The sequence below is a fragment of the Rhizobium sp. BT03 genome, assembly GCF_030053155.1.
Taxonomy (GTDB): domain Bacteria; phylum Pseudomonadota; class Alphaproteobacteria; order Rhizobiales; family Rhizobiaceae; genus Rhizobium.
The window spans coordinates 245,215-257,835 of sequence record NZ_CP125640.1; the positions used below are offsets into that span (position 1 = coordinate 245,215).

Annotated in this window: 12 protein-coding genes; 10 read left to right on the top strand and 2 right to left on the bottom strand. The window is 62.5% G+C overall.

What is annotated here, in order from left to right:
• Positions 1-53 precede the first annotated feature (53 nt).
• The gene (locus QMO80_RS01190; protein WP_003586206.1) at positions 54-1,265 is read right to left on the bottom strand and encodes an NADP-dependent isocitrate dehydrogenase; all 1,212 of its coding nucleotides are present in this window, start codon (positions 1,263-1,265) and stop codon (positions 54-56) included.
• Positions 1,266-1,453: 188 nt separating this feature from the next.
• Here QMO80_RS01190 and QMO80_RS01195 point away from each other — a divergent pair, with 188 nt between their 5' ends.
• From QMO80_RS01195 to QMO80_RS01240, 10 genes are all read left to right on the top strand, one after another.
• Positions 1,454-1,981 (top strand): hypothetical protein, encoded by a 528-nt coding sequence (locus QMO80_RS01195; RefSeq protein WP_283198546.1) that lies wholly within the window; start codon positions 1,454-1,456, stop codon positions 1,979-1,981.
• A 95-nt stretch (positions 1,982-2,076) separates the two neighbouring features.
• On the top strand, positions 2,077-4,116 hold the full coding sequence (locus QMO80_RS01200; RefSeq protein ID WP_283200085.1) for an FUSC family protein: 2,040 nt from the start codon (positions 2,077-2,079) through the stop codon (positions 4,114-4,116).
• A 4-nt stretch (positions 4,117-4,120) separates the two neighbouring features.
• Positions 4,121-4,951, top strand: a complete 831-nt coding sequence (locus QMO80_RS01205; RefSeq protein WP_283198547.1) for an RNA methyltransferase — start codon at positions 4,121-4,123, stop codon at positions 4,949-4,951.
• Complete coding sequence (gene murI / locus QMO80_RS01210) at positions 4,932-5,732, top strand: glutamate racemase (RefSeq protein ID WP_283198548.1); 801 nt, start codon at positions 4,932-4,934, stop codon at positions 5,730-5,732. Before QMO80_RS01205 ends, murI begins: the two co-directional genes overlap by 20 nt.
• Before the next feature lie 129 nt (positions 5,733-5,861).
• Positions 5,862-7,373, top strand: coding sequence for an ATP-binding protein (locus QMO80_RS01215; protein ID WP_283198549.1), 1,512 nt, complete (start codon positions 5,862-5,864; stop codon positions 7,371-7,373).
• Between the two features lie 337 nt (positions 7,374-7,710).
• Positions 7,711-8,328, top strand: a complete 618-nt coding sequence (rpsD, locus tag QMO80_RS01220) for a 30S ribosomal protein S4 (RefSeq protein ID WP_088674236.1) — start codon at positions 7,711-7,713, stop codon at positions 8,326-8,328.
• Positions 8,329-8,400: 72 nt separating this feature from the next.
• Entirely contained in the window at positions 8,401-9,330 is a 930-nt protein-coding gene (locus tag QMO80_RS01225) for a glutaminase (RefSeq protein WP_283198550.1), read from the top strand.
• Between the two features lie 86 nt (positions 9,331-9,416).
• A complete protein-coding gene (ttcA, locus tag QMO80_RS01230; RefSeq protein ID WP_283198551.1) occupies positions 9,417-10,289 on the top strand; it encodes a tRNA 2-thiocytidine(32) synthetase TtcA in 873 nt (290 codons plus the stop codon).
• Positions 10,290-10,337: 48 nt separating this feature from the next.
• Positions 10,338-11,165: an inositol monophosphatase family protein gene (locus QMO80_RS01235; protein WP_283198552.1), complete on the top strand. Its 828-nt coding sequence runs from the start codon at positions 10,338-10,340 to the stop codon at positions 11,163-11,165.
• Positions 11,166-11,205: 40 nt separating this feature from the next.
• A complete protein-coding gene (locus QMO80_RS01240) occupies positions 11,206-12,030 on the top strand; it encodes an inositol monophosphatase family protein (RefSeq protein ID WP_283198553.1) in 825 nt (274 codons plus the stop codon).
• A 90-nt stretch (positions 12,031-12,120) separates the two neighbouring features.
• Here the strand turns inward: QMO80_RS01240 and QMO80_RS01245 are convergent, their stop codons facing one another.
• Positions 12,121-12,597, bottom strand: a complete 477-nt coding sequence (locus QMO80_RS01245; RefSeq protein WP_283198554.1) for a GNAT family N-acetyltransferase — start codon at positions 12,595-12,597, stop codon at positions 12,121-12,123.
• Between the last annotated feature and the right edge of the window lie 24 nt (positions 12,598-12,621).

Below are 12,621 nucleotides of genomic sequence, written 5' to 3' on the forward strand. Positions count from 1 at the left end.
TGAAAACGGCGGGGAAATCCCCGCCGTTTCGATGCTATCCCGAAAGAGGAGGCTTACGCCATCGCCTTCTGCAGGTTCTGGTCGATCTTGTCGAGGAAGGCGGTGGTCGACAGCCACGGCTGGTCGGGGCCGATCAAGAGCGCCAGGTCCTTGGTCATGAAGCCGGATTCGACGGTATCGACGCAGACCTTTTCGAGCGTCGAGGCGAAGCGGGCCAGCTCGGCGTTGTCGTCGAGCTTGGCGCGATGGGCGAGGCCGCGGGTCCAGGCGAAGATCGAGGCGATCGAGTTCGTCGAGGTTTCCTGGCCCTTCTGGTGCTGGCGGTAATGGCGGGTAACCGTGCCGTGGGCGGCTTCGGCTTCGACCGTCTTGCCATCCGGCGTCAGCAGCACCGAGGTCATCAGGCCGAGCGAGCCGAAGCCCTGGGCAACCGTGTCAGACTGGACGTCGCCGTCATAGTTCTTGCAGGCCCAGACATAACCGCCCGACCACTTGAGCGCCGAGGCGACCATGTCGTCGATCAGACGGTGTTCATAGGTGATGCCGGCTTCCTTGAACTGATCCTTGAATTCTGTCTCGTAGACTTCCTCGAAGATGTCCTTGAAGCGGCCGTCATAGGCTTTGAGGATGGTGTTCTTGGTCGACAGGTAGACCGGCCATTTGCGCATCAGGCCGTACATCATCGAGGCGCGGGCGAATTCGCGGATCGATTCATCGAGATTGTACATGGCCATGGCGACGCCGGCGCCCGGCGCGTTGAAGACTTCCTTCTCGATGACGGTGCCGTCTTCGCCGACGAACTTGATCGTCAGCTTGCCCTTACCGGGGAACTTGAAGTCGGTGGCGCGGTACTGGTCGCCGAAGGCGTGGCGGCCGACGACGATCGGCTGGGTCCAGCCGGGAACCAGGCGCGGCACGTTCTTGCAGATGATCGGCTCGCGGAAGATGACGCCGCCGAGGATGTTGCGGATCGTGCCGTTCGGGCTCTTCCACATTTCCTTGAGGTTGAATTCCTTGACGCGGGCCTCATCCGGCGTGATCGTCGCGCACTTGATGCCGACGCCGTACTTCTTGATGGCATTGGCGGCGTCGACGGTCACCTGGTCGTTGGTGGCGTCGCGGTTTTCGACGGAGAGGTCGAAATAGTCGATATCGAGGTCGAGATACGGATGGATCAGCTTATCCTTGATGAGCTGCCAGATGATGCGCGTCATTTCATCGCCGTCGAGATCGGCGACGGGATTGGCGACCTTGATCTTGTTCATGTATCTGCCTCGTTCGAGCTTGAAGGGGACAAGCGTCCCGGGTGGTTGACCTGATGAGGAGCGCTATAGCACTGTGAACCGGGAACGCAAAGCTGCAACGGGTTTCACAATGCGTTTTTGCCGCCATTGCCAAGCGCTGAAATCTGGCTAGTGTCCGCCTTGATTTGCCCGCCCCGGAACATTCGATCATGAAGACAATCGCCGTTGTTATCGCAAGCCTTATCGCCTTTTCAGGCGCCGCCCACGCGGCCGATGCCACCGCTCCCGTGAAGGAGATCATGGACGCAACCAGGAGCAACTGGGCCGACAACAATAGTGACTGGACCGACATCTTCGATGCGAGCCGGCTTGACCATCTCTACAGCAAGGACTTCATCGCGAAATACCAGGCGGCCGCGCAATTTCCCGCCGGCGACGACGACGGTATATCGCCCTTCGATTACGACGTCATCGTCAACGGCCAGGACTCATGCCCACTGGAGGATCTGGCGATGGCGGCGGCGCCCCCGGTCAACGGGACGACCGAGGTCACGGTGCGCTTCAAGAAATCCGCCTGCGCGGACACTCCTGACGCCAAGGACTATACGACCGTTCGCTTCGAGGTGGTCGAGCAGGCTGGCCAAGCCGTCATCGATGATATCGTCACCGAGAATATCGAAACGCAGGGCCGCGATTCCCTGAAGGCGACGATGGCGCTGATTGCCAAGGGCCAATAGGCGCGCGACAGTCGCGAGCGTCGAGATTCGATCGCGGGCGATTTGCTTCGCCCGGCATGGCATTATCTGTCGATCCTTCCGCGGCATGAGGAGGCCTGCATTTGTTTTCCGGTTTTCAGGCTCGCGACTGGCTGCTTGCCAATGATCCGGCGCTTTCGCGTCTGCGCATGGCCCTGCGGGTGACGCTGACGATCGTTTTCTCCTTTTTGGTCCTTCTTGCCATCCACATGCTCATCCTGCCGTTGCCGACCGCGGCCTTTGGCCTCGGCATTGTGCTGTCGATCGAAGGCGGCGTGGCGGTGCGCGACAAGGGCAATTCCCGCCAGCTGGTGACGCGGCTCTTCGGCTGTGTGGCAAGCCTCGCCGTCGTCGGCATCGCGGCGGGGCTCGAGGATCGCCGCTTTCTCTCCGATCTCGTCTTCCTGGTGGTGATCGCGCTCGCATCGGCGGGACGGGTGTTCGGGCCGCGCGGTTTTGCCATCGGCATGTTCGCCTTCACCTCCTATTTCATGGGCGCCTATTTCCGGCCGCCGTTTGCCGAGCTGCCTGAAGTGGCGATCGGCCCTGTCGTCGCGGTGCTCGTCGGCCATCTGGTCCGGGCGGTTCTGCTGCCCGACGATTGGCGGCGCGATCTGTTGCGTTCGCTCGAAAGCGTCAGGGGCCGGATCAACCAGATCCTCTTCAAGCTCGCCGCCATCGCCGGCGGCGCCGAGATCGGCGAAGCCGACCGGCAGGAACTGCGCCAGCTGGAAGACCGGCTGAAGGAAGTGGTGCTGATGGCGGAGACCTTCATCCCGCGCCCGCCGGCCGGCGTCTTCGACGGCGCCGCCGACCCTGCAGCCGAGCTGGCGATCCGGCTCTTCGATGCCCATCTTGCCGCCGAGAGCACGATCGTGCTGAGCTTCCAGAGCCCGCCGCCTTTTGCGCTCGTTCATACGGTGATCGAGGCGGATGCGGCTGAACTTGCAAGATTTGAGGGGATGGCCGAGACCATCCAGGATCAGCCGCAGGGCGAAACGGTGCGGGCGCTTCTCTGGCTCGGCGAGGCGCGGCAGCAGTTGACGCAGGCGATCGGCCAGGGGCAAGCCTCCGGTTTCTCCGAGATCGATGCGGTCAAGGATACGGCGCAATCCCCGGCAATCGACTTTTCGCTTGCCAATCCGCTGCTGCGTTCGGCGCTGCAGATCACCATCGCATCGGCGATTGCCATGAGCTTCGGTCTGCTCTTGTCGCGCGAACGCTGGTTCTGGGCGGTGCTTGCTTCCTTCCTCGTCTTCACCAACACCAATTCGCGCGGCGACACCGCGATGAGGGCGCTGTCGCGGTCGCTCGGGACCGTGTTCGGGATCGGGATCGGCCTTGTGCTCGCCACGCTGATTTCAGGCGAACCTGATATCGCCATTCCCGTTGCCGCCGTCTGTATCTTCCTCGCCTTCTATTTCCTGCAGGTTTCCTATGCGACGATGACCTTCTTCATCTCGATCGTGCTCTGCCTGGTCTACGGCATGACCGGTGTGCTGACGCTCGATCTCTTGAAGCTGCGCATCGGCGAGACCATGATCGGCGCCGTGGCTGGAACGGTGGTCGCCTTCATCGTCTTTCCCACACGCACACGCGGAGCGCTTGATTCAGCGCTTGCCCGCTGGTTCCAGGCGCTGCGCGACCTGCTCGGCGCGCTCGGCGAGGGGAAGAGCGGTTTCCAGCTGATGGCGCTGTCACAGAAGATCGATGCCTGTTACCGCGACGTGACGGTGGCGGCGCGGCCGTTCGGCTCCTCCTGGTCGGTGGTGACGCGGCCGGGCCAGATCCGCCAGACGCTGGCGATCTTCCTGTCCTGCACCTATTGGGCGCGTATCCTGGCGAAGAGCTATGAAGCGCCGGCCGCCGCCGACACGCTGAACAGGCTGATCGCGGCGGATCTGGCGCTGATCGACGATGCCGCCCCGCGTGGATCCAGCTGCTTCCTGATCAAGCGCAAGGCGTCGCGTACGACAGGGCGACACCTGCCGCTGTCGCGCGAAGGCGCCAGGCTGGGGCTCGAAATGATCGGTTCGGCGCTGGAAAGGCTCTATCCGCCGGCCGACGTCTTGCCGTTTGCAGCGGGCGAGGCTATTGCGCGCTCGAAACAGGGATAAGACCATGGCAGGCACGAACAGCGAGCGTCAACTTCTGGCCGAAGGGCCGGCCATTATTCTGGTCGAGCCGCAGATGGGCGAGAATATCGGCATGGTGGCGCGCGCCATGGCGAATTTCGGTCTTGCCGAACTACGCCTCGTCAATCCGCGTGACGGCTGGCCGAACGAGAAGGCGCTGGCGACCGCCTCCAAAGCCGATCATGTGATCGCGGCAACGAAGGTCTACGACACGCTGGAGCAAGCGGTCGCCGATCTCAACTTCGTCTATGCGACGACGGCGCGCAGCCGCGACAATTACAAGCCGGTGCGCTCGCCGGTCTTTGCCGCTGAAACGCTGCGCACGAAATTCCGGTCAGGTGAGGCGACCGGCATCCTCTTCGGTCGCGAGCGCTGGGGCTTGACCAATGAGGAAGTGGCGCTTGCCGACGAGATCGTCACTTTCCCGGTCAATCCGGCCTTCGCCTCGCTCAACATCGCCCAGGCCGTGCTGCTCATGTCCTATGAGTGGATGAAATCGGGCATGGAGGATCTGGAAGCCGTGCCGTTCCAGGCGCTCGAGCAGCGCCCGTCCACCAAGGAGCAGCTCTTCGGTCTGTTCGAGCAGCTGGAAGAGGCGCTCGATTCGCGCAACTATTTTCATCCGCCCTCGAAAAAGCCGAAAATGGTCGACAACTTGCGCGCAGTCCTCTCCCGCCGGGCATTCACGGAACAGGAAATCAGCGTGCTGCGCGGCGTCATCTCCTCCCTCGACCGCTTTACGCGCAACAGTCCGCGTAAAGGCGGTTTCACCCGATCCGGCAAGGATGCGCCCACCGATGACAGCGCCGACGAATGAGCTGAAACCGATCCTCCTCTTCGATTCCGGCATTGGCGGGCTGACCGTGCTGCGTGAAGCGCGCGTGCTGATGCCGGAGCGCGGCTTCATCTATGTCGCCGACGATGCCGGCTTTCCCTATGGCGGTTGGGAAGAACAGGCGCTGAAGGAGCGGATCATCGGGCTCTTCGGCAAGCTCTTGACGGATTATGATCCCGAAGTCTGCATCATCGCCTGCAACACCGCCTTCACGCTCGTCGGAGCCGATCTGCGGGCCGCCTTTCCTCAGATGACCTTTGTCGGCACCGTGCCGGCGATCAAGCCGGCGGCCGAGCGCACGCGCTCGGGCCTGGTATCGGTGCTGGCAACGCCGGGCACGGTGAAGCGGGCCTATACGCGCGATCTCATTCAGTCCTTCGCGCAGCAATGCCATGTCCGCCTTGTCGGCTCGGAGAACCTGGCGCGCATGGCCGAAGCCTATATTCGCGGCGACGCCGTCTCCGATGAAGCCGTGCTTGCCGAAATCGACCAGTGTTTCGTCGAGAGGGACGGTCAGAAGACCGATATCGTCGTGCTGGCCTGCACGCATTATCCTTTCATGGCCAATCTTTTCCGGCGGATCGCGCCGTGGCCGGTCGACTGGCTCGATCCGGCCGAAGCGATCGCACGGCGCGCCCGCACGCTGGTTCCGCTGGTTGCCGATGCCGTGCATCCCGACAATTTCGACTTCGCCGTGTTTACGTCAGGCCAGCAGGATTTCGCGACGCGGCGGCTGATGCAGGGATTTGGGCTGAGGGCATAGAGGGTAATTGTCCTGTGGGTTGGCGAAATCCGGCCCTGAAAATCAGCAGATTCTTTGATAGACGGGGCGTTGCCGTTTCGGAAGAATGGCGTTTCGTTCATGTGAGTCTCTTCGTCGCGAGGATCGGCATTGCAAGTTGGCATCGATATGGGATTGGCGTCCGGCAGCCCGGCGACGCTCGATATCGAGGAGCTGCTGGCGACCCGTCTGCTCGTGCAGGGCAACTCAGGATCGGGCAAGTCGCATCTCTTGCGCCGTCTGCTCGAGCAATCGGCGCAATGGGTGCAGCAGGTCATCATCGATCCCGAGGGTGATTTCGTCACCCTTAGCGACAGGTTCGGCCATATCGTCGTCGACGGCGAGCGCACCGAGGCGGAGCTGGCTGGTATTGCCAACCGCATCCGCCAGCATCGCGTGTCCTGCGTGCTGACGCTCGAAGGTCTCGATATCGAACAGCAGATGCGTGCCGCCGCCGCTTTCCTCAACGGCATGTTCGATGCGGATCGGGAATACTGGTATCCGGTTCTCGTCGTCGTCGACGAGGCGCAGATGTTTGCGCCCTCGGTCGGCGGCGACGTCTCGGAAGATGCGCGCAAGATGTCGCTGGGCGCGATGACCAATCTGATGTGCCGCGGCCGCAAACGCGGGCTTGCCGGCGTGATCGCGACGCAGCGGCTCGCCAAGCTTGCCAAGAATGTGGCGGCCGAGGCCTCGAACTTCCTGATGGGCCGCACCTTCCTCGATATCGACATGGCGCGCGCCGCCGATCTGCTCGGCATGGACCGGCGTCAGGCCGAAATGTTCCGCGATCTGAAGCGCGGCAATTTCGTCGCCCTCGGACCGGCGCTGTCGCGCCGGCCGCTGCCGATCCAGATCGGCGCGGTGGAAACCTCGGCGCGCTCCTCCAGCCCCAAGCTGATGCCGCTGCCGGATGCGCCGCAGGATGTCGAGGACCTGATCTTCACGCCCGATCCGGAAGAATTTCAGCGTCCGCTGGTGCGCCGCGCCCCGCCGGCGCCGCGGCCGACCACCGATATATTGGCCGAGCTTTCACGCTCGACGCCGGCGGCGTCACCCGCGCCGGTCGAGGCGAGGGCGAGCCAGGTGGAGCTCTCCGCCGAGGAGCGGGAAGAGCGCCTCGCCGCCGTGCTTGCCGAAATCCTCGACGACCCCACCTCCGCCTTCCGGACCGATTCGGTTCTCTACCAGGACTTTCTCGTGCGGCTGCGCATGCGCCGCGTGCCGGGACCACCGATCGCGCTGCCGGATTTCCGCCGGCGTGTGGCGATCTCCCGTTCCGGCGTGGATGCCGCGACAGCCGCGACCGACGAGTGGGCGACGGCGCTATCGCTGTCATCTGGTGTTACCGACGACCTGCAGGGTGTGTTCCTGATGCTCGCCAAGGCCGCCGCCTGCGGTGAGCCGTGCCCGTCGGACGCCCGCATCGCCCGCGCCTATGGCACTCATTCGGCACGCCGCGCCCGCCGTCTGCTCGGTTATTTCGAGGAGCAGGGGATCGTCGTCGTGCACGCGGACTTCTCCGGCAAGCGCATCGTGGCTTTCCCCGACATGAATTGCCAGACCGCGCCGGGCGACGCGAATGCGCCCGATACAGGCGATCAGCCGCTGGCTGCGGAATAGTGGCGCTTTCGGGCTCTAGAACAGGATGTTTTAGCCCCGCCCGGCCTAAAATCTGAATCCTGTTCTCAATTAAAGAGTTAGGGCATGAGGTCGTCCGAAAACCGCCTACACTTTTCGGCATCATGCTCTAGCGCAGTTGACATTTTCATGACGGGCCTCTAAAGACCGCGCCAAGCACCGGGCAGCAATGTCCGGTGTTTCATTTGACATGTCCCGTGGATCGTTTCTGTTCGCGTAACCGAAACATCCTGTCAGATCTCGGAAGAGATCAGAGGAGGGCGTGTTTCCTTCGCGCGGTTTGGCAACAAACCGGCATAAACCTTTGAAAGGAAATACGATGAGCAAGCGCGAATCGTCCAAGTATAAAATTGACCGCCGTATGGGCGAGAACATCTGGGGCCGTCCGAAGTCCCCGGTGAACCGTCGCGAATACGGCCCGGGCCAGCACGGCCAGCGCCGCAAGGGCAAGCTTTCGGACTTCGGTGTGCAGCTGCGCGCCAAGCAGAAGCTCAAGGGCTACTACGGCGACCTGCGCGAAAAGCAGTTCCGCGCGATCTTCGCCGAAGCCGACCGCCGCAAGGGCGACACGTCTGAAAACCTGATCGGCCTCTTGGAATCGCGTCTCGACGCGATCGTCTATCGCGCCAAGTTCGTTCCGACGGTCTTTGCTGCCCGTCAGTTCGTCAACCATGGCCACGTCACCGTCAACGGCGTTCGCGTCAACATCGGTTCCTACCGCTGCAAGGTCGGCGACGTCATCGAAGTTCGCGAGAAGTCGAAGCAGCTGGTGACCGTTCTGGAAGCCGTCAGCCTCGCCGAGCGCGACGTTCCTGACTATATCGAAGTCGATCACAACAAGATGGTCGCCACTTTCGGCCGCGTTCCGACGCTCAGCGACGTTCCGTTCCCGGTTGTCATGGAACCGCATCTGGTCGTCGAATTCTATTCGCGTTAAGAAAAACCAGGCGTTTTCGCTTATGGAAAAGCCGCTCTTTCGGGCGGCTTTTTTGTTATCCGGAGAGAAGCGATGGCGGATTTGCAGGCGATCCTCGATAGTATCCATACCGATATCCTGCCGCGCATCGGCGAGGGCAAGGTCGCCGACTATATTCCCGAGCTTGCCAAGGTCGATCCAAGGCAGTTCGGCATGGCGATCGTCACCGTCGACGGCAAGGTCTATCGTGTCGGCGATGCGGACATCGCCTTCTCGATCCAGAGCATCTCCAAGGTCTTCATGCTGACGCTGGCGCTTGGCAAGGTCGGCGAGGGCCTGTGGAAGCGCGTCGGGCGCGAACCGTCCGGATCGGCCTTCAACTCGATCGTCCAGCTCGAGCACGAGGGCGGCATTCCGCGCAATCCCTTCATCAATGCCGGCGCGATCGCCGTTTCCGACGTCGTCATGGCCGGGCACGCGCCGCGCGAGGCGATCGGCGAATTGCTGCGCTTCGTGCGTTATCTCGCCGATGACGAATCGATCACCATCGACGACAAGGTGGCGCGCTCGGAAACGCAGACCGGATATCGCAATGTCGCGCTCGCCAACTTCATGCGCGCCTACCGCAATCTCGATCATCCCGTCGATCACGTGCTCGGCGTCTATTTCCATCAATGCGCCCTGTCGATGAGCTGCGAGCAGCTCGCCCGCGCCGGGCTGTTCCTGGCGGCGCGCGGCAGCAATCCGATGACCGGGCATTCGGTGGTCTCGCCCAAGCGGGCGCGGCGCATCAATGCGCTGATGCTGACCTGCGGCCATTACGACGGCTCGGGCGACTTCGCCTATCATGTCGGCCTGCCCGGCAAGAGCGGTGTCGGCGGCGGCATCTTTGCGGTGGCGCCCGGCATTGCCTCGATTGCTGTCTGGTCGCCCGGGCTGAACAAGGTCGGCAATTCGCAACTCGGCGCCGTGGCGCTGGAGATGCTGGCGGCGCGCACCGGCTGGTCGGTGTTCGGTGATTGATGCTGTGTTGCCGGGCGACTTTCTGCTAAAGGCAGCTTGATAAGCAGGCTCGAATTCAAGTCTGCAATCTTCGATTGGACGAGATCATGAATATCGCAGCCAACATCGCGGACGATCTGGGGCCTGTTGTATCAGGGGATGACATCGGCCATGCGCTGTTTGCCGATGCGCCGCATTCGGTCTCCTTCAACAAGCTGCGCAAGCGGCTGCTGCGGCAAGTGCGCCAGGCTTTCGACGATTTCGGTATGCTGAAGGGGCAGAAGCGCTGGCTGGTCGGCCTTTCCGGCGGCAAGGATTCCTACGGGCTGCTGGCGCTGCTGCTCGATCTGCAATGGCGCGGGCTGCTGCCGGTGGAGCTCATCGCCTGCAATCTCGACCAGGGGCAGCCGAATTTTCCCAAGCATGTGCTGCCGGATTATCTGACGAGGATCGGCGTCCGGCACCGCATCGAGTACCGGGATACCTATTCGATCGTGAAGGAGAAGGTGCCGGAGGGGGCGACCTACTGCTCGCTCTGTTCGCGGCTGCGGCGCGGCAATCTCTACCGCGTCGCCCGGGAAGAGGGCTGCGATGCGCTGGTGCTCGGCCATCACCGCGAGGACATTCTCGAAACCTTCTTCATGAATTTCTTCCACGGCGGGCGGCTTGCCTCCATGCCGGCGAAGCTTCTGAACGACGAGGGCGATCTGATGGTGCTGCGGCCGCTTGCATACGCCGCCGAGGACGACCTCGCAAAGTTCGCAGCCGCCATGCAGTTTCCGATCATTCCCTGCGATCTCTGCGGCTCGCAGGACGGGCTGCAGCGCAATGCGATGAAGGATATGCTTGCCGATATCGAACGGCGGATGCCGGGGCGCAAGGACACGATGCTGCGGGCGCTTGCCCATGTGAATCCCTCCCATCTGCTCGATCCCAAGCTCTTCGACTTTTCCGGCTTGACAGTCACCGACCCTTCGTGAAAGGCCGGCTGCGGGAGACTGGTCGTTGCATGAAGAACAGGATTTCGCATGAGCATTTCAGATAAGGATATTCTCTTTCTCGGCGATTGCGTGAAGGAGGCGGCGCGCGCGGAAATCATGCCGCGTTTCCGCAATCTCGGCACTGCCGACGTTTCGGAAAAGACCTCGGCAATCGACTTGGTGACGCAGGCGGATCTGCTCGCCGAACACAGGATTACCGCGGCGCTGAAAGAGCGCTTTCCCTCAGCCCTCGTCGTCGGCGAGGAAGCCTATGACGCCGACCGCTCCGTCGTGCCGGCCCTTGCCGACGCCGAGCTTGCCTTCGTCATCGATCCTGTCGATGGCACCTTCAATTTTGCCGCCGGGCTTCCGGTCTTCGGGACGATGCTCGCGGTCACCGTCAGGGGCGAAACGGTCGCCGGCATCATTCACGATCCCGTCCTCGACGATACGTTGACGGTGATCAAGGGAGCGGGCGCCTTCCTGACGCGGCAGGATGGGCAATCGAGCAAGCTGAAAGTGGCCGAGCCTACCGCCTTGAACCAGATGGTCGGCGGCATCTCATGGGGCCATATGGTCGACCCGGATCGCTCGCGCATCTCAGCCAACATGGCGAAGATCAAAATGACCTTCGCTTTCAACTGCTCGGCCTATGAATATTGGCTGGTCGCCTCCGGCAAGCTGCATTTCATCGGCCATGCGAAGCTGATGCCCTGGGATCACCTGGCCGGCGTGCTGGCGCATCAGGAGGCCGGCGGCCATACGGCGAAATTCGACGGCACGCCCTATCGTCCCGGCGAGACGACGGGCGGCATCATTTCCGCGCCCGATAGGGAAAGCTGGCAGTTGATCCGCCGCGAGATCGTCGGCATCTGATTTGAGCCCTTACGAAGAGGCCGGACCGAAAGGATTTGACATGACTGCGACTGTCGACGTGACCGTTCTTGCCGATCTCTTGCGCGGCGCGGCGAAGGCGGAGATCCTGCCGCGCTTCCGCCGGCTTGGCCGGGATGAGGTGCGCGCCAAGAGCGAGGCGACCGATCTCGTCACCGAGGCCGATGAGCAGGCCGAGCGGATGATCAAGGCGGAAGCCGAGCGGCTTTGGCCAAGCGCGCTGTTCCTCGGCGAAGAATCGGTCGCAGCCGAGCCTGCGCTGCTCGGCAGGCTCGCAGATGCCGATCTCGCCATCGTCGTCGATCCGGTCGACGGCACGTTCAATTTCGCCGCCGGCATCCCGGCCTTCGGCGTCATGGCCTCCGTCATATCGGGCGGAGAGACGATTGCCGGCATCATTTACGATCCGATGGGTGACGACTGGGTGATGGCGGAAAAGGGTGCCGGTGCCTGGCTGCGGCGGCCGGATGGCGAAGCACGGCGGCTGCGCGCGGCCGAGCCTGTCGCGCTAGACCAGATGGTCGGCATGGCCTCCACCGGCTATCTGCCGCAGGAGAAGCGGGCCGAGATCCTCGGCAATCTCGCCAAGGTGCGCTTCCTCACCAACTATCGCTGCGCGGCCCATGAATACCGCACCCTCGCGGGCGGCCATGTGCATTACCTCATATACAACAAGCTGATGCCCTGGGATCATCTGGCCGGCACGCTGATCTCGCAGGAGGCCGGCGCCCATGCCGCCCGTTTCGACGGTTCTCCCTACCTGCCGCATCATCTCGATGGCGGGCTGCTGGTTGCGCCCGACAAGGCCTCGTGGGAGCTGCTGCGCCGTGAGGTCGTCACGGTTTGAGGCATGAAACCGGCCGCAGAACGCTGATTTTGCTGAGGTAGCCTGCGACGGGGGGCGGCTTCGTTCGATGACGCGTGTCGGAGGTTCCCCCTATTCCGCGTAGAGCTTTTCCATGCGGAAATTTTCCAGGCTTTGCCCGCGTTTCTCGACGGTTTGCCTGGTTATCACGCGGAAACCCTTGCTCTCGAAAAACGGTCGCGCGGTTCGGCTGGCTTCCGTATAAATTCGCTTGAAGCTAACCCTCAGAGCTTCGAGCTCGACCCTGCTCAATAGGCTGCTTGCGACACCGAGCCCCTGAAATTCGGGGTGAACGAACATCATATCCAGGCACCCGTCACCGGTTAGATCGGAAAACCCCACCGGTTCTCCATCGATCTCCGCGATCCAGGCAGGCCTGCTTATCCTGCGTTCCGCCCATAGGCTGCGGTCCTCCACCTTTGCCCAAGCCTCTATCTGAGCGGGTGAATAGTGTTTCGACGAGATTTCCCGGATGGCACGCAGAAAAATGTCAATCGTCGCGTCTGCGTCGCCCGGGGCGTAAGGTCTGATCAGAATTCGATTGTCCACCGGGATGCCTTTCGCGCACTGCCA

Excerpts from the sequence above, each read along its gene's own strand:
- QMO80_RS01190 (WP_003586206.1), bottom strand. The coding sequence starts at position 1,265 with ATGAACAAGATCAAGGTCGCCAATCCCGTCGCCGATCTCGACGGCGAT.
- QMO80_RS01195 (WP_283198546.1), top strand. The coding sequence starts at position 1,454 with ATGAAGACAATCGCCGTTGTTATCGCAAGCCTTATCGCCTTTTCAGGC.
- QMO80_RS01205 (WP_283198547.1), top strand. The coding sequence starts at position 4,121 with ATGGCAGGCACGAACAGCGAGCGTCAACTTCTGGCCGAAGGGCCGGCC.
- murI (WP_283198548.1), top strand. The coding sequence starts at position 4,932 with ATGACAGCGCCGACGAATGAGCTGAAACCGATCCTCCTCTTCGATTCC.
- rpsD (WP_088674236.1), top strand. The coding sequence starts at position 7,711 with ATGAGCAAGCGCGAATCGTCCAAGTATAAAATTGACCGCCGTATGGGC.
- QMO80_RS01225 (WP_283198550.1), top strand. The coding sequence starts at position 8,401 with ATGGCGGATTTGCAGGCGATCCTCGATAGTATCCATACCGATATCCTG.
- ttcA (WP_283198551.1), top strand. The coding sequence starts at position 9,417 with ATGAATATCGCAGCCAACATCGCGGACGATCTGGGGCCTGTTGTATCA.
- QMO80_RS01235 (WP_283198552.1), top strand. The coding sequence starts at position 10,338 with ATGAGCATTTCAGATAAGGATATTCTCTTTCTCGGCGATTGCGTGAAG.
- QMO80_RS01240 (WP_283198553.1), top strand. The coding sequence starts at position 11,206 with ATGACTGCGACTGTCGACGTGACCGTTCTTGCCGATCTCTTGCGCGGC.